Origin of the sequence: Bacteroides sp. AF39-16AC, assembly GCF_003602735.1 — a bacterium.
GTDB lineage: Bacteria > Bacteroidota > Bacteroidia > Bacteroidales > Bacteroidaceae > Bacteroides > Bacteroides uniformis.
In genome coordinates this window covers 30,280-51,332 of sequence record NZ_QTLN01000018.1, presented here as the reverse complement: position 1 = coordinate 51,332, position 21,053 = coordinate 30,280, and the positions used below count along the sequence as shown (strand labels likewise).

The following is a 21,053-nucleotide window of genomic DNA, read 5'->3' as shown; positions in this document are numbered from 1 at the left end:
GTAGATATTTTGTATGGATAAAGTAACATTGGGGATTCCCATATATAATGCTGCAAATCTTGTGGAACGGACATTGCTGTCTGCTCTTAATCAGACGTATCCGAATATTGAATTTATTTTTGTAGATGATAAAGGTAATAGTATGGATATTGTTCGTCGGATAATAGCAGAGCATCCCAGAAGAAATGCTGTACGTATTATAGATCAAAAACATAATCAAGGGACTGGTGCTGCGCGTAATGCCATTGTTACGTATGCTACGGGGAAATATCTTTTTACAATGGACTGTGATGATGTGATTATACCTGATTGCATTGAGATACTTTATCGGAAAATGGTGGAACACCCAGTTGATTTTGTAGCAGCATCATTTGTCCGTAAAGATGTACAAGGGAATATATATCCGGGTGGATGTCAATATGACGATGTTTTAGTTGAAGAAGGAGATTATGCTGTTGCTCAATATCGTTATGGGCAAGGAAAAAATATATTTGTCGCAACTTGGAATAAGCTCTATCGGACTGATTTTTTACGTAAAAATAAAATATGTTGTGTACCCCATTACTTGATTGATGACCCTTGGTTTACATATCAGGTTATTATAAGAGCACGTTCTTGTCGTCTAATATCTGATTGTACTCTATTTTTTACATACAATCCTTTATCTGTAACAAGTGTCAAAGAACAAGATGGATATACGACATTTCTTGGAGAACAGTATTTGGGAACTCAGAGGTTAAAAGCTGATTATATATATTCATTGGCAGAACAGCCTTTTTATCCAGGAGCTCTGGTGGATTTATTGAAAATGAGTCTTTATCATCTTTATAGAGTGTGTGCATCATCTAAAATAGCAGAAAGTGAAAAGGAATATTTTCTACAAAGCTTCTTGGAAATTCGTTTTTTATCGCCCAGACATTGGAATTTTATGAGCAAAAACACATATAAACTATTGCCATTACTAACTTTTTATGCTTTGCCGATGATGGTGAAAAAAGGATTGGTAAAAAGTATAGTAAGAGTTGATTTGCGAAGTATATTGCATCGTTGGTTTCACTTTTAGACAGAAGATTATGGTATCAATTATAACAATCAATTATAATGGATGGAAAGATACTTGCGAGCTGATAGCATCTTTAAATCAATTTGAGGAGTATCCTTACGAAATAATTGTTGTGGATAATGCATCAAAAGGTGATGATGTGAAATTGATAAAAGCAACATGTCCAGATGCAATAGTTGTTAGCAGTGATAAGAATTTAGGCTTTGCCGGAGGCAATAATTTAGGATATCAGTACGCAAAAGGTGACTATATTTTCTTCTTAAATAATGATATGGTGATAAAAACACCAATATTGGAGAATATGGTTAATCGCTTGAAAAATAAATCATTTGCAGGGGTGTCACCTTGTATTGTATTCTTATATAAGCCAGATATAATCCAATATTATGGATATTGTGAAATGACGCCCATAACATTAAAGCATACAACGGAGAGCTTTGATCCTTCCCGTCGTGGGGATTTTATGTTTCCGCATGAAACTGAGGTATTACATGGAGGAGCCATGATGGTACGTCGTGAAGTGATAGAGGAGGTTGGGACGATGACCGAGGTCTATTTTCTCTTTTATGAGGAGTTTGATTGGAGTCGCCGTATGCGTGAAGTCGGTTATAAGTTATTTTACGAACCTACTTCAGTTGTATACCATAAAGAAAGTATGAGTATTCCTAAAGAAACCCCATTTCGTGAATACTATTTGACCCGTTCACGGCTAATTTATGCTTGGCGTAATTGTCAGGGCATTGATAAATATTTGGCTTGTGGGTATCAATTATTTTTAGTAGTACCTAAAAGAGCTTTTTTATATTTAATAAAGAAAAGATTAGATTTGGCAAAAGCTGGTTGTACAGGAATTCTTTCTGGTTTATTTTTGTGCTTGAAAAAAAAATAGAGTTCATTTTTATTCAATCTTCCCTCGACTATACTCTTTTTCTCCAACGAGAGGTTCATCCCCATGCGGTACTACCTATTGCAAACGGTAGGGCATATAGTAGGGAATCAAGTATTTGATGAATCCTTCGGCCACTTCTTTGTTGGGGAATCCCAGCCGATAGATGTTGAATTCTTCATCATATTCCTTTATCGTGAGGTAGCCACTTTGGTAAATAACGGCAATGGGATTATCCTTGAACGACTCCACGTATGTCAGTGTCTCTGCAGTCACCCCTTCGCTCGTCAGGTCGGGCAGGCAGAAGTTGTCTTCCTTCAGCAGTTTCACAAGGTAGGTGGGGTCTCAAACCAGTAGCTGCCGAACTCCAGGGAGCGGAACGTATTCAGCAGGCTGAAGGGATTATACAGGTTGGTTCCGTTCTGGCGGAAACGGTAGCCGTCGTACCGTTCTTTCAATCGCCGGCAGGCTTCGTCGTAGGTGATGTCGTAATTTTCGGCTATCCGGTGTAGCGGTTCCTCAAAATAGGTATGTATCTCCTTGTCCGTCATGCCGCAGAGGGTCTGGAACTGTCGGTCCATAGAGAGGTCTATCAGGTTGTTCAGGTCGTTGAACACGCTGACTTTTCCGAATTTTGTCACTCCCGTCAGAAATCCGAAGCGGATATATCGGTCCTGCGTCTTCATTACGGAGTAGAAGGCTTTGAGCGTGTTGCGGTATTCGTTTTGCAGTTCTTCGTCACCAATGGCCTGGAGCATGGGTTTGTCGTATTCTTCTACGAGGATGACCACGCGCTGGCCGGTCTGCTCGTAGGCGCGGCGGATGATTCCCTTGAAGCGCAGTTCGGGGTTGACTTCGCTGGAGACGGTTCCGTAGATGTTTTCCCATTGGCAGAGGGTATCGTTCAATACATTGATAAGGCTGTTCTTTTCATCGTATTTGCTTGTGTTCAAATCCAAATGCAGTACCGGATATTTCGTCCATTCTTTTTCAAGCCGTTCCATTTCCAGTCCCTTGAACAGTTCCTGCTGCCCGTTGAAGTAGGCTTGCAGTGTGCTGATGAGCAGACTCTTTCCGAATCTCCGTGGGCGGCTCAAGAAGTAGTAGTTACTTGTATTGACCAATTGGTGAATCAATGCAGTTTTGTCTACATAGGTGTACTCACCAAGACGGATTTTCTCAAAACTCTGTATCCCAATAGGGTACTTCATACGGCTGAATTTTGTTTGATGGGCATTTTGCTTAATTAAAACAAATGTATGAATAAAAAATGAGGTGGTAAAGCTTTTGTCCTTATAGGGCGATTTTTCTCATAATCTTCAATTCCAGTCCTGTTCTGTTTTTGAAATCCTGTATATGGCAGTTATAATTTGCACTGAAAAATGGCCGTTGCCTATTACATATATAGGCCTTTACGGAACAAAAATCTTGAATGAAGAGGTTCTACTTATATGTTCTACGGTTGCAGCCAGTTGTTCACAGCCTGTCTTTACCCAACCTCTATATTGTCTGTCCTTCAATTCTACAAAAATCAGCTCATCGTCATAATGGAGCAACCCGTCACACACCTGTTGGGTTTCTTCCTCTTTCCCGGTTTTCAAGACCAAGCAATGGTCTATTCCATAGAAACCTATTGGTTTTGAATTAGGATTATCGACAATTCCTATCCATTTGGATTTATCTGCCTCGTCAATATAAGCGGGATTCCTCGCCGGTGGAGTATCATCACATAGCCCGAATAGCTCTTTATTGGAAACACTTCTTCCGTTATTTTCCATATTTATCTTCAAGTTGCAATAGTTCCGTAAACAAATAGCCGCTTTCTGCCAGAAGTTCATTCAGATAGTTCTCATCAGAAGGAAGTCCACAGTAATCTGCCAATTTGGATACAGTTCCCCGATTATTTATCTCGTATATTACCAGGTCATCCGGAGATAAAAGAGATTTTATCGGGACGATTCTGTCCAATTCCTTCAAATCGCTTTCTGTTCCGGCAACTCCCATCGTTGTGTCAACTTGTTTAGCCTTGACAGCCAATGACAAATCATTTATGATGTACGGGCTGTGGGTGGTTATAACCAGCTTGTTTTCTGCCGAATAATTATTGAACTCCAATAAGCTATACAACATATTCCGCTGTGAAACCGGAAACAGATTTTGTTCCGGCTCTTCAACGATATTGATAAAAGCCGTTTTATTGAACTGTGAAGATACTGCCGACAGAGCAATCCTTCTCTGCTCGTCGGTCAGAGTCGTATCAGCCCAAATGGATTTGACGGCATCATTAAAGCGTTGGGATTCATTATGGCTCATTTTTTGCGGATTCTCAACCTGTCTTCTTACAGCATTGGCCAGATAGTAGGAAACCAGATAGAGAGGAACCAGTGACTGGAATCCACTCGATGCTTCCGACAGTTCCACCTGATAATCGCTTCCGGTCACATTTATCACGTCATGCTGCTTGTCATATTTTATTTCTGCATCATTAATCGGCAGAGACAGGCCATCCTTGATTTCATCCTTAGCATTATTGAACTCTGTAATATATTCCAGCAGCGAATCCGGCAAAGACTTGAACGACTTGGCTTCTTTTATGATACTGATAAAATTTCTCTCGGCAGGCACGTACATTATCTGTGGCAGGAAATACTTCCGGGACTGCTTTTCGGATATCTGAAAGTCACCTTTCTGATATTTCATTGAATAAGCCTCACCTTCATATTCTATTTCGGCAGCATCGCTGTGGGCATTGTTAAAAAAGTAATTTGCTATACGGTGGTATCCGCAATAGGTCTTTCTGAACTTTACTGCAGAAAAGTCACTTATTGCATAATCGCCTCTGACCAATGCTTTCTCTATCCAAGTGAAAGTGGAAATCAATTTGGCGACACAACTTTTACCGCTTCCTTGATTCCCGATGAATACAGAAACTTTCTTTATGTCTATCCAACCGTCATCATCCGGACAGCCTTGCTTGATGGGGCCGAAATTCTTTATTCTTATTTTTGTCATATATTAGGTATGAAACACATTTGATAGTAAAGATACTATATTTTATTAAAAGAGAGGGTGTATACCCTCTCTTTTCTTGGTTACCACTTCTCTTTTTTTACTTCAAAACACGGGCATTGTTTCGTCCATTCCATCGGTTCCACCTCTCCGTTGTTGTTCAGGTCGGGGCTGAGGTCGCGATGTCCCGCCACTTTTGCTTCCGGATAGTCCATCAGCAGCGCGCGTACCAGTACGCGGAGTGAGTGGCGTTGCCATTCGGTGCGCGTGTCTTTGGGATTCCCGTAGTGGTCCAATCCGCCTTCGTAGGCGATTCCTATACTGTGGGCATTGTAGCCGCGTGCGTGGGCGCCGGCCCTCTCGACCGGGCGTGTAGTCAAGATTTGTCCGTCACGGCGGATGTAGAAATGATAGCCGGTGCCGTCAAATCCACGTCGGCGGTGCGCGGCTTCCAGGGCCTGACCGGTAAAGGGACGGTCCTCGCACGTGGCGCTGCAATGTATCACAATCAAGTCGATTTTTCTCATTTTTTTCTACTGTATGCCTTTGGGGGCTGTTCGCTAAAGGGAACCACCACTGTTCATGGCGTGTGCGCTGAATGCGCCCAAAAGTGCCGAAGCTACAGCAATGATTACTTTCAGAATTTTGTCCCAGGCTGATGATTTTGTACTCATGATGTTTAATCCTTAATCCCTAATTCTTACTCCCTCTTTTTTATCCCAACGGATTCTCCCCCTGGTCTCCGTCCGAACCTCCACTACCGGGGGTGTTGTCGCCGGAACCGCCTCCGGAGCTGTTCTTGTCTTCGGATACAAGCTCAAAGACGAGGTTGTTGGCTCCGCCTTTGGTGGTGGCGTTGGCGTCGTTCACCAGTCGGAGGGTGTTGGCCACCTTGAAGCGGATGTTGACGCGCTCAATGTTCTTTACGGTACAGTCTTTGGCCACTTCGGTGGCACGGCACTTGAAGGTGGTGTGGAAGATGCCGAAACCGTCCAGACGGACACTGTTGCCGTCCGTAAGCGTCTGGCGCATCTGCCGTACGATGGCCTTGCCTACGTGTTCCACGTCTTCGGCCGACATGGCGCCCAGCGCTTCAATGTCTTGTGCTATACGGGCAAGGTCGAAGATTTTGGCATCTTGGGGCTTGCGTTTCAGGGTGTGGACCATAGGGGAGTTACTGTCCCCGATTTTCTTGTGGCGCTGTGTGCGCACTACCAATGCTGTTGACATGTTGATTAATTTTAAATTTAGAATTGTTCATTTCCGAAGTGGACAGCGGTGTCTCCGCGGCGATGGCCTCTGCTCCGTTTCGTTGATACAAAGATAGGACATGGGGCAGGGAAGGATGGAGGTTGGGGGAGGAAGGAGGAGGAGGGGGGAGGATAAGGGAGGTTATTGGGGATTAAGGATTAGGGGTTAGGGATGTGCGGTCATCGCTTACGTTATGTTATGATTTTAGGCACGGATTTCGCGGATTACGCGGAAAAGATAAAGAAAAATCCGTGTTATTCCGCGTAATTCCGCGCCCTGAAAGAGAGCATGACAAGGTTTTTTCGGGCAGTCCGGAGAGTCCGGCTTGATTTTACATAGGCCGTAATTCCACTGTCCCATGGCTGCTGCAATTCGATACAGGGTGGAAACCGTAGGAACTGTAAGTCCTCTTTCTATTCTTGAAATATAACCTTTGTCGGCTCCTATACGTTTGGCAAGTTCCGCTTGTGTAAGCCTTGCATTTTTACGGGCATCCAATAGGATTTGGGCATTGTACTCTTCCCATGCTTTTTCGCGGTTTTTTTCACGTTCGGGAGTCCCTTCTTTAATTTTAAAGCCTTTTTAATTTCACTGTCAGGTGTTTTCTGTGTCTTCTTTTTGAATGCGTTAAAAAGTACAACAATATTAAGGATTAAGGATTAGGGATGAGCTTGTGTTCATTAATCATTAATCACTAACCCTTAATCCCTAATCCTTCCCCTTTCCTTCCTTTCCTTTTAAGAAGGCTCCCCGAAAACATCAATCATCAGCTGTACTTGTGCGGGCGTGTACCGTCGGCAATAGGGGTTCATGCCCGTGGCAAGCAAGCGTTGTTCCAGACCGGGGGCGGTGCGTATCCATTCGTTCAGCTGGTTGACGGCAGTCTGCTGGGCAATGCCCGGAAGGTAGTACATGGCCAGTTCGCCTTTCCCGTAGCTGCGGACGGGGAAACGGGGCTCTGCAAAAGAATCATTCTGTTTCATCATTATTCTTAAAGTTCAGGTTATATGTTTTTTAAGTTTCGCATGTCTTTGACCTGCTTTCAGTGAACAAGTTGACAAGGCTATAAGGGGGAGACTGCATCTTCTTCCTGCCTTGTAAAGATACGGATTTTTACTCGAATAACCTACCTTGTTCCTCACTATTTTTCAACCAATTTTCGTTGTCGAACTGCGTGTTCACCGGTCCCGGTCTGTCCCCTTCGGGGGTGGGGATATAGGCTTCCTCGCAGGGCCAGTAGCGGCCGTTCAGGTGGTTGTAGACGAACTTGGCATCGGTGTGTGCGCTGCCCAGATGCTTGAAGCGGACTTTCTCGATGTAGACGGTGACCATCTGCTTGGTGTCGTTGCGGTCTACCACGAGACAGAAGTCGGACATGTTGGCGAAGTTGGCAGAGCCGTTGATGTCGTTCATCTCGACACGGCGCAGGGTGCCGTCCTTTTCGTTGCGGTTCACCTTGCGGGGATGGGCCACGAGGATGACGAGGCACTGGTTGAGGATGGCGAAACGTCCCAGCTTGTTCAGGGTGTCGGTGATGTAGGCCATTTCCGTCTGCCCCGGTTCCAGATGTTGCTCCAGGCGGTTCATGGGGTCGATGATGAGGATGCGCACCCCTTTGCGGCGCACCACCTGGCGGGCTTTCTCCAGGATGTGGTCGATGCCGTAGCTCCCGTCGTCGGGCAAGATGTGCGACACGTTGCGGTCCAGCCAGCCCACCGCCTGCTCGTAGACGGCTTCCGTCATGCCCGGTCCGGGGGTGAAGCGGTGGCCGGTCAGCTTCTCCGCCAGCTTGTGCAGGTGGTAGGCGATGGGCATGTTTTCGGGGCTGAAGAAGGCGATTTTCCACTCGTGCCGCAGGCAGAGGCGCAGCACCAGTTCGTCGGTGAATTCGGACTTGCCGTCGCCGGGGCGTCCGGTGATGACCAGCAGGCGGCGAGGTTCGAGGGTGCAGTGCTCGTCGAAGTTGTCCCAACCGGTGTCGGCACCGCGTTGCAGGCCGTTCTCGTAGAGGGAGCGCAGGTCGTCGCGGCAGTCTTCGGCGGTGAAGATGCCTTCGAGGGGGACTTCTTCGGCCTGCTCGATGCAGATGCGGAGGCTTTCGACACCGAATTTCACCAGGTGTTCGTTGGCATCCTTGCAGCCCTCGCCGAAGTGCACGATGCGGCAGCGTTCCACTCCGAGGCGACGCGTGAGTTCCTGCCGGAGCGACTGCCCGGCAGGGTCCTCGTCTACGGCGATGTAGATGGCCTGCTTGTCTTCGAAGTGCGACTCGACGAAGCGGTCCAGCCACGTGAGGTTGCTCTGGGCGCCGGCGGGCACGGAGACGACGTCCTTGCGTCCGGCAGCGATGACGGCTGCCGCGTCGAACTCGCCTTCGGTGATGATACACTCCGGGGTGTCCAGGATGCTGTCTACGTTGTAGGGGATGAGCTCGGCTCCCTTCACCATCATGAAGTGCTTCCGGGCGCTGCGGTACTTGGTGTTGACGAGTGTCCCGTTCTCGAAGTAGTTGAAGCAGATGCAGTTCTCTTCTTGGCCGGTTTCGGGCAGGCGCACCGTTTCTTCGGTGATGCGCAGGGCGCGCAGCAGTTCCTGAGGCAGGCAGCGTACGGTGGTCCAGTAGCGTTCCAGATTCTCGGAAAGTTGCATCCGGGCAGGGTCGAAGGCGGGGCGGCGGAAGTGCTGGGGCGGTGCGGCGGGTTTTCGGCGCATGTCGCGGCGTTGCTGCTTCAGGCGCTCTTCGGCGTCGTCGGGCACGTAGAACTTGTAGCCGCAGTGGTGGCAGTAGCACAAGCCTTTGTCCAGATCTACGGAGAGTGATTTGTTGCCTTTGTGTCCGCGGGTGTCGTTGCATTGCGGACAGATGGTCTTGATTCGGCCGCTGATGCGGCCACGGGTGTCGATACCGTGTTGATGGAAATTTCTCATAATGATTTTAGTTTGTTTGACAGAAGAACAAAAGAACCTGTTTGTTTTCTTGTTTTGTCTTTTTGTTCTTTTGTCTGAAAAATGATTATACATGAATGGTTTCACCCCTTCCAATGCCACACTTCGCGGGGGGAAATGCCACACTTCACGGGGGGAAATGCCACACTTGGGACATGCTGAGGTGTGGCATTCGGGGTGCTGAGGTGTGGCATTCGGAACGTTGAAGTGTGGCATTCCGGATGCCGGAGTGTGGCGTTTCAGCCGGGTTTCTGCTTCGGCTTTTTCGATGAAGGCGGTGGGGTTTGCGAAGTCCACGAACGGGCCGTTTCGTTCCAGAAGGCGGTATTGTCCGGTCGGGGTGGCGCTCCGTCGGGGATGGGGCAGCCCAGGTAGGTGCGCCGTCCGTCCACAAGCTGCTCGTAGCGGTAGGGGTCGGGAGGTGCGGCGGCGGACTGCTGCTTTTCGAGGCCCTGCAACAGCATATGCAGCTCCTGCGAGGTGCGCTGGCCGGCTTGGGTGTAGAACGTGAAGTAGCTTCGCACTTCTTCCTGGCTGTTCATCCTCTCCTCTTTTCCGAGGAGTACGATGTGTTTCTTGAATTCTTCCAGTGCCGTATCAAAATGCTTGTTCAGCAGGACACTGTAGCCGCTTCTCATGCAGACCATTTCACGGAACAGTTGATTTTTCGACAAGCCATCCACTTGCTTCCTCCAGCTCTGGTAGGGAGTGATGCCGCCGTTGCCGCCGTTCTTTGGGACGACATCGTCGTCTTTTCTTTTCGTCTGTTCTTCTCTATTCTGTTCTTCTCTTACGCGCGCGGATTCGGTTTTCTTGCTATCTTTTCTGTTTTTCAGTTGGTTATGTGCGTTTTTTGCTTCCTCGTTTTTCTCCGGAGTTTTCAAATCATTTTGCAAATGATTTCCTTTTTCCGTATGGTTGAAGTCGATGGCGGATTCGAATTCTTCTTCGTGGATGGTGAAAAGTTGGTATTCCCAGATGATTTTCTCCATGTATTTTCTGGAGAATCCTTTTCTTGAAATAATATTCAGCTGATTGAAACTGAGTTTCCTGTCGGGCTGTGCACAGAGCATCTCGATGATGCGTAGATACATGCCATAGCCCCTGCATCCTTCATTATCGATGAGTGCGGCCAGTCTTTTGTCATTAGGCAAATCGTTGGGGTGTTTGAACCAAATCATTTTCTTCGTGTATTAGTTTTCTATTTCCTGATAGTTATCTTATATTCTGAAAGGATAGAAGGGCTTCATAGTGACGTGTAAGGAGAGACTGCTCGGCGGTCGTATCTTTTAAAATATGCGGCAAAGTTACGTATAACAGAACAAGCCTGCAAATGGACTTTTGTAGGGTTTAGCGGCGTCTCACCGACCCCAGAAGCTGTCCTGCGTGTGTTACAGCCTCTTTTCGGGTGCTTAGGCATACAATGGAGAAATATGTGTTTTTTTTACAGAAGGTAGCCGGTGGAGCTCTCTCTTTAGGCATCCTTCTACTTGTTACGTCCGTAAACATTTGACTCACAGTAGTTATTACTCTCCGGACTTTGTTTTGTGCATGCGTGTCATCTGCCGTATGTGGGCCAGACTGCGCAGTTCGCTTTGGGAGAAAGACGATTTTCCTTTCAGCAAATAGTCAATGGCCTCTGCAATGATTTCCAACTGATCCAATAATGGATTTCTACTGTGTGCAGTATCCTTTTCGATGTTTACTGCGTCCTTGTCTCCGCTACGGAGGGTAAAGGTTACTTTTTTTACTCATAATACTTTTTTAAGAAAAACGCGACAAAGATACGAATTTCGCCCGATAGATTTCGTATATTTGCAATATGGCAAATGTAGAAAAAACTTATCTGTTGAATTTGTGTTGTTTTTCCCAATTTGACAAAGCTTCAACTAAATCCTCGGAAACATGTTTTAAACTTTGTGTATGCATCACGTCATAGCAGTCTAAAACAAGGCGTTTGAATAAGTCTACCCGTACATCTCCATGGGTGAGATATTCATCTTTCGAGAGCTGGCCCCAAGAGCCATAACAGCGAAATGAATTTTGTTGCTTTCGGAAATTTCATCTTTCATAATCTATTTCCATTTAAAATCCAGACTTTACTATTCTATTTTTGCATCTTTCTTATTGAACGTATGGCAAATATACAAAAGTTTGAAACATGAATAAATGTAATTCCATTAAACTTTCAATTTACTATTTGGTGCAAAGTGGTATATAGTTACCTTATTTTTTTGTCACATATCTGGTAATGGCATTGTAAATTGTCTGTACACTATGTCCCCAACTGTGTGTATGCGCAAAGGCAATGCGGGCATTCTCCAGTTTTGGGTTGCCTGCTTCGTTTGCTGCTGCTTTCAGTGCTATTATCCATTCTTCTGTTGAAACAGCTAAATGAGTGTGTCCGGCAAAGATGCTACGCATGGTATGTGTGCTGGTAGCTACTATAGGTTTTCCCATGGCAAGGTATTCATCTATTTTCAGTGGGTAATTACCATCTGTTATAGAATTGAGTATCTGTGGATTGATGCAGATGTCAAAGTGCTGTATATATTTCGGCAGTTCTTCCACTTCCTTACGTCCTGTGAAGAATACATTCTTTAAATTGTGTAGCAGGTGCTTTTGGAAATGCTTGTCTTCAGGTCCGACGAAAACAAAACTGTAGCCGGGCAACTGCCTTGCGATATTGTATAGCAGTTCACTGTCCAGGCGGCTTTCGATGATAGCTCCCGTATAGCCGACTATTGGCGAGGGGATGTTTTGCATATCCGTCGGTTTGTCCCAATGCCGGGTAGCATCGTATAGTTCAAGATTGACACCGGTATTCAATACATATGTGTGCCGGTTCAGAGGTCGGAGCTGTTCTGCAAAGTAACTGGAATTTGCCAGTACGATATCTGACTGACGTACAAGCATTTCTTCGCAACGTGGTCCGTGCTTGCGCCAATAGGGAAAGCCGATAACATAGTCGCGCCGATAATAAATGCTGATTGCCGGGCAGATATATTCTTTGAGATGCAGGCTTCGGAAAAGGTCGGTATCAATCAAATGCGTATAGTCTTTGAAACCAAGAACATCGGCTTGTTGTACTATCCAGTTGCCAATCTTTTTGCAATTCCGGCGATTGAGACAGTTGAATAGCCATGTAGGAAGTTGTCCTACGGAGTGTATGATGAAGGGGCAGTCCAATACCCATAGATTTTCATTGATTTGCCGCAATGGAGCCGATTTGCTTTGGATGACTTCCAGCTGTCGATGGCCTGTAGGAGATAGAGGCCCTTTTCCTGCTGCAATGCGTAACCTTGTGGCAATATCCATGGGAGGATTGACATAGAGTACACGGTGCTTCTTTGCTATCTCGGATGCGGTGTTCTTGATGGTGCTTCCTATCTCGATGTCCCAGGATTGGAGGCTGGTGATGATGAAGTCTGCCATAGTTTTAGAGGTGTGGGTTTATGGTGTATGGATTTCATTGTAAATCTTCACATATTCTTCAGCTGTGCTTTTCCAAGAGAATTGTTTTACACGTTCTAGTCCGTAAGCAGATTGTTGCCGATAGAAATCATTGTTCTTTTCTAATTGCAGGATGGCGTCTGCAATTTCTGACGGCATTTGCGGATTGACAAGGATGGCGTCAGCTCCGGCCACTTCCGGCATTGCAGAGGTATTGCTGGTTATTACGGGAGTACCGCAAGCCATTGCTTCCAGCATTGGAATGCCGAAACTTTCCCTTAAAGAAGGATAAAGGAAAGCAAAAGCTGCACTATAGAGGGTTACCAAATCACGGTTGTCAATATATCCCGGATAGAATAAATGTACTTTTATATCTGTTATACCTTCTTGCTGGAGGAGTGCGTCAATATGTTCCTCTTTTAAGTCCGCAATGAGTAACGGGCGTTTTATTACAGATGCTTTCAGGTAAAGTGAATAGGCCTTCAGCGTGCGTGCCGCGTTTTTTTTGGGGTCTGTGTTCCCTAAAAAGAACAGAAAACCTTCCTGTGGGATATACTTTTGAATGATATTCTCGTCAATTGTTTCATTCTTACGGAAATGTGTATTATATCCATTATAGACAGCGGTTATCTGTCTATTAGGCAGGTGCAGTGCTTCGCGGATGCGTGTACATTCAAAATGTGAAACAGTGATGATTTTCTTGCATTTCTTTAAGATACGCGGAACAACCAATCGTCGGTAATGCCATCCCATTTCTTGATATAGCGAGGGATTTCGGTGTTGGCGTGGTTCCAAGTAAATAATATCATGCAATGTAAGTACCAGCGGTATGGGGCACCACAATGGAGCCGTATTTGAGGTACAATGCAATATATCTACTTTTAAGTGGCGTACAGCTCGTGGTAATGCAATCTGTTCCCATAGGGGATAGGTGGGGCAACGCAGTTCGATGATGTGGAGATTGTCTGATTCTTTGAGGCAGCAATCTTCACCGGGAGCAACAAGTACATAGTACTCATTGCCATCTTTCCGTTTCTGAAGTTCCCTTAAGACTTCAAGAACGACAAAATCCATTCCGTGTTTGTCGCGGCGGAAGATACGTTGGGCCTCGATTGCTATTTTCATTTATTCTTTTTTGTACTTTTGAAAATACGTCCGAAATGGCTGAAAATGGAAGCGAAAATCAGTATAGGCAATGCCCATACAGCGTGTTTGAAACGCTTGTTTATTTCACCTTCCGGTAAAGCCATTAAGAACGTAATTATGATGAGTAAAAGTAGTATGTACCATTTGAAGGATAAGGTCCAATCAAGTATGGTGAAGATTACTGCCGCAATGGTGATGCAGGCAATGAGTAAAAAACGTGATGGTAACAACCACTGGAATAGTTTGTTGCAATAATCCCACTTTCCTTGAAGAAACGCCAATGGCAGACGTCTCAGTGCCAAGAAAGTACTATTATATTGTGCAGAGAGCCAGCGTTGACGTTCTCGGCTATATCCTTGGGCGCTGTCCTGCTTTTTACTATAGCAGATGATTTCCTGCATATATTCAGTGTATATATTCTCTTCCAGCAGCTTTATTTCTACAGCTTTGGCAAGGTCAGAGCCCTCCAGTGTCGGGCTGATGCGGTGAAACATTTCGAAATCAAAAGCCATTCCGGAACCAAGTAATGCAGACGAAAAACCTAGTTTAGTATGTCCTTTACGGAAAATATTGTTGTTGATTTCTTCGCCGGCGGCTGCTAAAACAGCTGTACTAGTTGTTAAGTTTTCCGTCATGCGGTGTGCTTGTATGGAATCACAGCCGGAGTAGTAGGCATTATTCAACAAATGCAATGCATTGGGGACAACGCGATTATCAGAGTTGAAAACGACTATCATATCATACTCATGAGGAGAATATCGTTCCATAACCTGCTGAATGGCATATACTTTTGTACAATGCTCTTTATCTGGGACTACAATGCTGACTGGCATTTGCAACAGAGTTGTTAAATCTTCCTCCGTAAGTTGGGTAGCAGCTACTGCTATATCATATTTCTCTCGTGGGTATATTTGTGTATCAAGGAAATAATTGATGGATTCTATAACTTCCTTTCCGTTACGGAGTACGCTGAAGAGCACCAAGAATTTATGTTGTTTCTTGGCTTCAGGGTAAGGATTCTTGTATTTCATCAATGACGCAATTGCGTAAATGAAGAGGTAGGCTACTGGGATTAAAAAGAGCAGATATAAAATAGCATCTGTCATTTGTAACGCATTGTTGTTCTCGTCTGCCCACCAGTCAGGATTGAATATGGAAAAGAATTCGTTCATTTTTTATTTTATTTTATTTCTTAATAAAATTAATGTTTGGTATTCAATATTTCACTTTTAGATTCTCTTAACAATCTGTCTATATAAGGACCGTTCATAATAAAGGCCAATGAAGCAGCAACCATAAAGAATGAAGGAGTCATACCCATTCCACGTCCTACATACCCATTGAGCCATATTCCGAATACACCACATATAAAAGCTGTTAGTATATTTCGAAGCCCTGGATTACGGACGCGAAACATTATAATATAACAAGAATATATTATAATGGCTATACACATGCTGATATAAATAAGAAGTCCTATAGTACCGGTTTGTATCCAAATATCCACATAAAACGCATCAGGTGGAATCGTATCTTCCACAACTCCGTCACTGTTTACATTAACCCGGGCTACCCCTTTTCCCAGTCCAGCTCCCCAAGGATGTGTTCGCATATATTCGGCAATAAGCTTTTGATTCTCTATACGGACATTGAATGAAGTGTCCTCTTGAGGTCTAAAAGCAGTTCTCATACGCCGTATTAGCGCATTACCATCACCAATTTCAGTAAATGCGAAGAATGCATATAGCATGATAACAGCCAAAGCTGAAATTACCATTATTTTTATGTTCTTGCAGATTAGGCAGTAAAGTGCCAGTCCTCCTAGAGGAACAATCATTGCACCTCGGGTACCGGACATAATCATTCCTACTATTCCCATAAGTGCAATACAAGAAAAGAATATACGTAGCCATTTTTCGGAAGTATGAAATGCAATGATTCCATAAACAATCGAAATCATTCCCATGTTAGAGCCGAAATTACCAGCGTCGCTATAAATGGAAAAATAGCGGATTCCGGAGGATAAAATATGGGTATACCAACTACCTCCCATCAGCCATTCTGTTTCAGCAGCATCAAACCATCGGTACTTTTGATATAATAATTTCAGAAAAGCTGTTATAGTAAATATCCCGATAATAATCAGACTGCGTTTTAGAGTTTTAGGATTGTCTAGTAAAATGCAGGAGACAAAATAAAGTATAGGAGTTGATAATAGCCAGCCTCGAATGCCTGCGATATAACTAGTGCTATCACTTGCCGGATTAATGAATTGGATTAAAATATACAGAAACCATGCTATATAAGTAACAGTGAAAAAATTAATAGCATTAGAAAGACGAATGTCATTTTTGTTTTTTACATAATAAAATAAAATGGAGATAGTCATGTATATGAGCAATCCGTCAGATATGACGCTTAGTCCATCTTGTCGGCTATAACGCATGATGGCTGTCAGGTAGAAAGTATAGGCACCATATAACAAATAGCTCATTCTAGGCCTTTGTATACTATAAGTAAGAATGATAACTCCCAATGGCAGACCTACTATAATGGCAAATAGTAAAATCTTTTGAAAAATAAGTGCATATACCATGAACATTAGTCCAAAAGCTAATAACAAGAAAGTTATTACTTTGGGAGATATGTTCCGTATCTGTTGAGTCGTATGTGCCATTATGAACTTTATTACTTTTTATAAATAGCTATTTCACAGCAGCCTTTTTGGACGTAAGGCCTAATTGTGCTAATTGACTGAATAGTGAATGTACGGGAGTTTGAGGAGGCAGTTCTCCGGTAAATGACTCTACGACCTCCCGTTCAGCATTATTCAGGTATAGGAATATGGGGACATTTCCCATTCCTTCCATGATATGCGCTAGAGTAACGCTGTCACTGTTACGCCACAAACGACATGCATTGGCAATCAATAAATTAACATCTGCTTTTTGAAGTACGGGAAGAGGAATACTGGCAGTATTTACAGCGGGGTATTCTACTAATATAATATTAGGTGTTTCTTCTGCTTCATTGAGGGCCCAGAAATCTGAAAGTTGCTGTGCATTGACATATTGCTGGGTGTCCGGTTCAAAATCAATATGATGTGTTACGATACGTACCCGTAAACCTTCAGTTTCCCAATATTCAGCAAAATATTTGGATAGGAAACTTTTGCCTTCTCTTGCTTCCATACTGAGTAAATTGATAACAGTGGGGGCGTCTTTTTGTAAATAATTATTTAATTGACGACAACTGTAAGCAGCTGCTAAACGATTACACGCTTTCAAAAAGCCACGGAATTTTAAGTTACTAGTGCCATTGAATGCTGCAATTACAGGCAACTTGGTCAAGCGTCTACTACGAGTTGCATCGCGTAGTGTACGGTCTAGCAATTCAATCAATAGGAAATATGTGATTATGAATACTATACTTCCAACAAAAGCAATTAAGATATAAAGAATACGTTTACGTCCATTGTCTGTGAGGGGGTAGGACGGGTCTGCTATGTTTTGCAGATTGCTGGTATTCATTTCAATGTCTTTGAGACGTAGATTGGCATTTGCCAAACCTCCCAACTGAGTACGATAGTTATCTTCTGCGATGCCAATTGCACGCTGTTTTCTGGTGATTTGTGTACCTACTGGTGACATTTGACTGTATTGATCAAAAATATCTTGTTGGCGTTCTTTTAAAACATCCAATTCTGCTTTAGCCTTGGCTTCACTTACTAATGCGGTCAACCATTCAGAAACCATGTCTTTGAGTCCAACACCCTCTTTTGAAAAATTAAGTTCATTCAGATTATCGCTGATATGGGTAATCTTGTCTTCTGCTTTACGTAAATCTTCCTTATTCTTTTTAAGTTCTTTATTAGTGTCTCTAGCTTTATCTGATATGAAAATTTCTTGTTCCATAATATTTTGGTTTAAGCTACTGACTTTTTCTAACTCTTTGAGTAAATTGGTGTTATTACGAATGATAGTTGCACGGATGTCCATCTTTTCATCCAACATTTTTCTTAAGGCTGAAGCTGCAGCATAATTGCGGCGAGCCTCTTCCAAACGGTCGTCAACAGCATAGCGGGTATGTGATAAAGCTTCACTTTCTTGTCCGTAATTAATGACCCGTTCTTGGACACAATATTGCATCAAATCATCTTCTTGCTTGTTTAATTCTATTTTTGCTAAACGGACTTGTTCTTCAAAATAAGCGATAACATCATTTGTCGCTTTAAAACGGAGAATTTCATATGCTTTTTTCAGTTCATCTATAAGAATGATTATGGTTTGCTGAGTGATACCCGGGTCAGCAGATGTATAAATAAGCTGAAGAACATCACTGGCACCTTTACGTTTTACAATTACGGTTTCTAAAGCTGAAGCACTATAAAATGGTATAGGGCGATTGAACATGGAGTATACGAAATTATCACCGTATTCCTTTCGATAATTAGCAAGTGCGTCTGCCGTCTTATTGACATCTTTCCTATCAACTAAAACCAATACTTCTTTGGGAGTCATGCTCAGTAATTGGCGATAGTGCTTAGCCTGGATATAATGATTGTCTTTCCACTCTTCACCATATGTCAGTGCATTCGCTAATAAACGGATAGAAACCTTTTCCAATGTACCACGGGATTGCGCAAGGTTGATGAGGTTATCGAAGGTACTTGTAACAGCTGAGTAATTTACGCTGCTCCCAGTAATGGAAGTCGCTGTTGTAACTCCGGCAAATAAACTACCTTCTACTGTGTAACTGTAAGGCAGAAACTGGGTGAAATAGATTACTAGGCCAGTTACAAATAAAGTTCCCCATAAAAGCCAATAGCGAATACGGTATAGAAATTGTGATATAAATAAAGAGGTATCTTTCATCACGATTTATTTTTCTTTGATAATTTTTATATTAGTGAGCATTTCCAATAAAATAACTGAATTATGCAGGGTAACACGTGCTTGCTCATAGCTTGTAACGGCTCCGGTTCTTCGTGCACGTTCTATGGACAATGTACTAATTTCAATTTTTCCTTGTATGAAATCATTTTCTAATATTTTAGTTTGGGCATTATATAAGGCAGCAGTTTCTGCTTTTGCCTTAATTGTTGACATTTGTTCTGTAACCGCATTATATGCTTCTAATACCCTTAATCTCCTTTCTTCCATTACTTCTTCTTGAGTATATTGCAGCTGTTCAATATCGTATTTATATTTTTTGAGTTTAAGCTGGCGGTTTATTAAATCTCCAAAACTAATACCTACACTTGCGCCTACACTAAAACTATGTTGTGCATTCGACATTGTAGTTTGATACATTGGGGTATACTCGTCACTAGCGTTGCTTAGCACATTGTATTTTCCGTATGAATAATTACCGTTTAGTTTAAAATAATTCCACCAATCACGTTTTTGTAAACGATATTCATTTTTCACTTGTTCAACTTCTGATTGTGCCCGTTTCACAGTCGCATTTTCTGTTACTGCGTCCAGAAAAACAGAAAGTGGGGGTAGCTCAAAGGTTTGAAGTTCTAATGGCATATCGGCAGATAGTTTTCCTATTGTATTTTCTTCCCATAACTTGTCTTCCATTTTTAATTTTTCAAGTGCTTTGATTCGCTCTTCACGTGTCATTTCTTGTGCTGATGCAGACAATGGGACGATGAGCAATCCTAAAAGGATAGCATTACAAACTATGAAAGTGATATGTTTTATTGCCATTTTCTAATATCCTTAATTATTATTTTATACATTCTCTTTCTGCACAAACGCCGTCAGCGTCTTGCACAATATCTTCATGTCCAGCCAGAATGAAAATTCTTTGGTATATTTAATGTCCAGTTGCTTGCGCTCCTCGGCAGACATTTTTCCGGCGCCGCCTCGTTTCTCCACTTGCCACAGCCCTGTCAGTCCGGCGGGGGCCATGAAGCGCTCGATATATGCGTCGCTGGTCAGCAGTTCTGCTTCGTAGAGGGGCAGGGGGCGGTTGCCTACAATACTCATATCGCCCTTGAGGACGTTGAACAGTTGCGGCAGCTCGTCAATACTGTATTTCCGGATGAAACGGCCTACGCGGGTGACGCGGGGATCGTTTTCTATTTTTATAAATGTATTTTGCTTCTCTTGAGCTTTCTTTTTTAGAAAATCTTCTTCGGTGATGACAAAATCATCCGAAATGAGCAATGAAGCCTCTTCTTCAGAAGTGCCTGTCAGGTCGTCGAAACGAATGTCCGGTTGTTCGTCCGTCAACGTTTCTTCTATCCTATACTGATTGAGGGCATTCAACTCTTTCAGGCGCTTGTCTGCATTGGTGTACATGGAACGGAACTTCAGAAAATTGAATATCTGATAGTTGCTTCCCACGCGCTGGGATTTGTAAATCACTTTACCTTTACTCTCCATGCGGATAGCTATTGCTGTGGCAATGAGTAGCGGAGAAAGCACAATGAGTACTGCACACGCAAACAGTATATCGAAGATACGTTTCCACATAGGCAGGTGGAAGGTATTGAATATCTTGCGGTGCGACTGGCTGAACTCTTGTAGCTTATGTTCTTTGCGCAGTTGGAGAAATTTTGTCATCTGCCGGATGCTCTCTTCATCAGCTTGGGGGGGGAGGGTATTGTTGACCCCTGCCTGCAAATAAACCTTGCGGCTTTCTGTCTGCAGCCCCGGAGTGATGAGGATGATATAGACGCGCGGGAAACGTTTGTGCAGGAAGCTAATGTCTTGGCTGTCTTTTAGAGGTTCGTTCTGCTCGTAAAGAATGGAAGTGTTATATCGCTCGCGTATGCTGTCGATGACCTTTGCTGCCTTGTTGCTGGAGGAAACAGCCATGAACATGCCTCCTGTCACTTTGCTCAAGTGATTGATGGTGGACCGGTCATTACCTATGTAAATATAATATAACATATCCATTTGTTGTGTGTGTTAGAGGTATTTCTTGATACGGGCTTTCAGTTCCATAGGGTTGAAGGGTTTCAGAATGAAGTCTTCAGCTCCGGCTTCAAGCAGGTTGATGCGTTCGGTGGTACTCTCTTCGCTGGAAAGCATAACGACCGGGATGTGTCTGAAAAGTGCGTTTCCCTTCAGGTAGTGCAGGAATTCACTGCCGTTCATTCTGGGCATGCGGATGTCTGAAATGATGAGAGCAGGTTCATTCCCTTCATTCAACCATTCTATCGCCCGGAGGGGATCTTCAAAATATACCAGTTCGTTTTCTTTACCTAAATACACCGAGAGTACCTTGCCTATGGCAGGTTTGTCATCTACAAATAATATTTTCTTCATTGTTTATGCTAATTGT

Annotated in this window: 20 protein-coding genes and 3 pseudogenes; 2 read left to right on the top strand and 21 right to left on the bottom strand. The window is 43.7% G+C overall.

The genetic code is table 11. The features are described 5' to 3' along the window. Window positions 1-13: 13 nt before the first annotated feature. Both DW039_RS14565 and DW039_RS14560 read left to right on the top strand, forming a co-directional pair. Window positions 14-1,063 carry a glycosyltransferase family 2 protein gene (locus DW039_RS14565; RefSeq protein ID WP_016273917.1) on the top strand — a complete coding sequence of 350 codons (1,050 nt, stop codon included), beginning with the start codon at window positions 14-16 and terminating at the stop codon, window positions 1,061-1,063. A 10-nt stretch (window positions 1,064-1,073) separates the two neighbouring features. Next, window positions 1,074-1,952: a glycosyltransferase family 2 protein gene (locus tag DW039_RS14560; RefSeq protein ID WP_035458057.1), complete on the top strand. Its 879-nt coding sequence runs from the start codon at window positions 1,074-1,076 to the stop codon at window positions 1,950-1,952. A gap of 96 nt (window positions 1,953-2,048) precedes the next feature. On the opposite strand, the pseudogene DW039_RS14555 reads toward DW039_RS14560, so the two are convergent. The 21 genes and pseudogenes from DW039_RS14555 to DW039_RS14455 form a co-directional block, all read right to left on the bottom strand. Beyond that, window positions 2,049-3,160 (bottom strand): annotated as a pseudogene (locus DW039_RS14555) (AAA family ATPase); the annotation flags it as partial. A 201-nt stretch (window positions 3,161-3,361) separates the two neighbouring features. Beyond that, window positions 3,362-3,727: a hypothetical protein gene (locus tag DW039_RS14550; RefSeq protein WP_117969080.1), complete on the bottom strand. Its 366-nt coding sequence runs from the start codon at window positions 3,725-3,727 to the stop codon at window positions 3,362-3,364. After that, window positions 3,717-4,961: an AAA family ATPase gene (locus DW039_RS14545; RefSeq protein ID WP_016273912.1), complete on the bottom strand. Its 1,245-nt coding sequence runs from the start codon at window positions 4,959-4,961 to the stop codon at window positions 3,717-3,719. The genes DW039_RS14550 and DW039_RS14545 overlap by 11 nt, the downstream gene beginning before the upstream one ends. 80 nt (window positions 4,962-5,041) lie before the next feature. Beyond that, window positions 5,042-5,485, bottom strand: coding sequence for an N-acetylmuramoyl-L-alanine amidase (locus DW039_RS14540; RefSeq protein WP_005827473.1), 444 nt, complete (start codon window positions 5,483-5,485; stop codon window positions 5,042-5,044). Window positions 5,486-5,518: 33 nt separating this feature from the next. Next, entirely contained in the window at window positions 5,519-5,632 is a 114-nt protein-coding gene (locus DW039_RS20960; RefSeq protein WP_016273911.1) for a smalltalk protein, read from the bottom strand. A 40-nt stretch (window positions 5,633-5,672) separates the two neighbouring features. Then, on the bottom strand, window positions 5,673-6,188 hold the full coding sequence (locus tag DW039_RS14535; RefSeq protein ID WP_016273910.1) for an HU family DNA-binding protein: 516 nt from the start codon (window positions 6,186-6,188) through the stop codon (window positions 5,673-5,675). 375 nt (window positions 6,189-6,563) lie between these two features. Next, window positions 6,564-6,779, bottom strand: a pseudogene (locus DW039_RS14530) (helix-turn-helix domain-containing protein); the annotation flags it as partial. Between the two features lie 29 nt (window positions 6,780-6,808). After that, window positions 6,809-6,853: pseudogene (locus tag DW039_RS21505) on the bottom strand (hypothetical protein); the annotation flags it as partial. Window positions 6,854-6,946: 93 nt separating this feature from the next. After that, window positions 6,947-7,195, bottom strand: a complete 249-nt coding sequence (locus DW039_RS14520; RefSeq protein ID WP_016273909.1) for a DUF4248 domain-containing protein — start codon at window positions 7,193-7,195, stop codon at window positions 6,947-6,949. A gap of 127 nt (window positions 7,196-7,322) precedes the next feature. After that, a complete protein-coding gene (locus DW039_RS14515) occupies window positions 7,323-9,137 on the bottom strand; it encodes a bifunctional DNA primase/helicase (protein WP_016273908.1) in 1,815 nt (604 codons plus the stop codon). Window positions 9,138-9,394: 257 nt separating this feature from the next. Further along, complete coding sequence (locus tag DW039_RS14510) at window positions 9,395-10,336, bottom strand: DUF4373 domain-containing protein (protein ID WP_016273907.1); 942 nt, start codon at window positions 10,334-10,336, stop codon at window positions 9,395-9,397. A 345-nt stretch (window positions 10,337-10,681) separates the two neighbouring features. Continuing rightward, window positions 10,682-10,819, bottom strand: coding sequence for a hypothetical protein (locus DW039_RS21310; RefSeq protein ID WP_225982679.1), 138 nt, complete (start codon window positions 10,817-10,819; stop codon window positions 10,682-10,684). A 178-nt stretch (window positions 10,820-10,997) separates the two neighbouring features. Further along, entirely contained in the window at window positions 10,998-11,084 is an 87-nt protein-coding gene (locus DW039_RS21305; RefSeq protein ID WP_229094616.1) for a hypothetical protein, read from the bottom strand. 297 nt (window positions 11,085-11,381) lie between these two features. Next, window positions 11,382-12,590 (bottom strand): glycosyltransferase, encoded by a 1,209-nt coding sequence (locus DW039_RS14490; protein ID WP_016273905.1) that lies wholly within the window; start codon window positions 12,588-12,590, stop codon window positions 11,382-11,384. A gap of 18 nt (window positions 12,591-12,608) precedes the next feature. Then, window positions 12,609-13,733 (bottom strand): glycosyltransferase family 1 protein, encoded by a 1,125-nt coding sequence (locus DW039_RS14485; RefSeq protein WP_016273904.1) that lies wholly within the window; start codon window positions 13,731-13,733, stop codon window positions 12,609-12,611. Continuing rightward, window positions 13,730-14,926, bottom strand: coding sequence for a glycosyltransferase family 2 protein (locus DW039_RS14480; protein ID WP_016273903.1), 1,197 nt, complete (start codon window positions 14,924-14,926; stop codon window positions 13,730-13,732). Before DW039_RS14480 ends, DW039_RS14485 begins: the two co-directional genes overlap by 4 nt. Window positions 14,927-14,955: 29 nt before the next feature. Then, the gene (locus DW039_RS14475) at window positions 14,956-16,431 is read right to left on the bottom strand and encodes an O-antigen ligase (protein WP_016273902.1); all 1,476 of its coding nucleotides are present in this window, start codon (window positions 16,429-16,431) and stop codon (window positions 14,956-14,958) included. A 28-nt stretch (window positions 16,432-16,459) separates the two neighbouring features. Next, a complete protein-coding gene (locus DW039_RS14470; RefSeq protein ID WP_117952020.1) occupies window positions 16,460-18,628 on the bottom strand; it encodes a hypothetical protein in 2,169 nt (722 codons plus the stop codon). 6 nt (window positions 18,629-18,634) lie between these two features. Continuing rightward, window positions 18,635-19,468 (bottom strand): TolC family protein, encoded by an 834-nt coding sequence (locus DW039_RS14465; protein WP_016273899.1) that lies wholly within the window; start codon window positions 19,466-19,468, stop codon window positions 18,635-18,637. Between the two features lie 24 nt (window positions 19,469-19,492). Then, on the bottom strand, window positions 19,493-20,659 hold the full coding sequence (locus tag DW039_RS14460; protein ID WP_035458053.1) for a sugar transferase: 1,167 nt from the start codon (window positions 20,657-20,659) through the stop codon (window positions 19,493-19,495). A gap of 18 nt (window positions 20,660-20,677) precedes the next feature. Further along, window positions 20,678-21,037, bottom strand: a complete 360-nt coding sequence (locus tag DW039_RS14455) for a PleD family two-component system response regulator (protein ID WP_016273897.1) — start codon at window positions 21,035-21,037, stop codon at window positions 20,678-20,680. Between the last annotated feature and the right edge of the window lie 16 nt (window positions 21,038-21,053).

Bases quoted from the DNA above. Each gene is read 5' to 3' on its own strand.
- DW039_RS14545 (WP_016273912.1), bottom strand. From the start codon at position 4,961: ATGACAAAAATAAGAATAAAGAATTTCGGCCCCATCAAGCAAGGCTGT.
- DW039_RS14565 (WP_016273917.1), top strand. From the start codon at position 14: ATGGATAAAGTAACATTGGGGATTCCCATATATAATGCTGCAAATCTT.
- DW039_RS14465 (WP_016273899.1), bottom strand. From the start codon at position 19,468: ATGGCAATAAAACATATCACTTTCATAGTTTGTAATGCTATCCTTTTA.
- DW039_RS14535 (WP_016273910.1), bottom strand. From the start codon at position 6,188: ATGTCAACAGCATTGGTAGTGCGCACACAGCGCCACAAGAAAATCGGG.
- DW039_RS14460 (WP_035458053.1), bottom strand. From the start codon at position 20,659: ATGTTATATTATATTTACATAGGTAATGACCGGTCCACCATCAATCAC.
- DW039_RS14510 (WP_016273907.1), bottom strand. From the start codon at position 10,336: ATGATTTGGTTCAAACACCCCAACGATTTGCCTAATGACAAAAGACTG.
- DW039_RS14475 (WP_016273902.1), bottom strand. From the start codon at position 16,431: ATGGCACATACGACTCAACAGATACGGAACATATCTCCCAAAGTAATA.
- DW039_RS14490 (WP_016273905.1), bottom strand. From the start codon at position 12,590: ATGGCAGACTTCATCATCACCAGCCTCCAATCCTGGGACATCGAGATA.
- DW039_RS14560 (WP_035458057.1), top strand. From the start codon at position 1,074: ATGGTATCAATTATAACAATCAATTATAATGGATGGAAAGATACTTGC.
- DW039_RS20960 (WP_016273911.1), bottom strand. From the start codon at position 5,632: ATGAGTACAAAATCATCAGCCTGGGACAAAATTCTGAAAGTAATCATT.
- DW039_RS14515 (WP_016273908.1), bottom strand. From the start codon at position 9,137: ATGAGAAATTTCCATCAACACGGTATCGACACCCGTGGCCGCATCAGC.
- DW039_RS14540 (WP_005827473.1), bottom strand. From the start codon at position 5,485: ATGAGAAAAATCGACTTGATTGTGATACATTGCAGCGCCACGTGCGAG.
- DW039_RS14470 (WP_117952020.1), bottom strand. From the start codon at position 18,628: ATGAAAGATACCTCTTTATTTATATCACAATTTCTATACCGTATTCGC.
- DW039_RS14520 (WP_016273909.1), bottom strand. From the start codon at position 7,195: ATGATGAAACAGAATGATTCTTTTGCAGAGCCCCGTTTCCCCGTCCGC.
- DW039_RS14480 (WP_016273903.1), bottom strand. From the start codon at position 14,926: ATGAACGAATTCTTTTCCATATTCAATCCTGACTGGTGGGCAGACGAG.
- DW039_RS14550 (WP_117969080.1), bottom strand. From the start codon at position 3,727: ATGGAAAATAACGGAAGAAGTGTTTCCAATAAAGAGCTATTCGGGCTA.
- DW039_RS14455 (WP_016273897.1), bottom strand. From the start codon at position 21,037: ATGAAGAAAATATTATTTGTAGATGACAAACCTGCCATAGGCAAGGTA.
- DW039_RS21305 (WP_229094616.1), bottom strand. From the start codon at position 11,084: ATGCATACACAAAGTTTAAAACATGTTTCCGAGGATTTAGTTGAAGCT.
- DW039_RS14485 (WP_016273904.1), bottom strand. From the start codon at position 13,733: ATGAAAATAGCAATCGAGGCCCAACGTATCTTCCGCCGCGACAAACAC.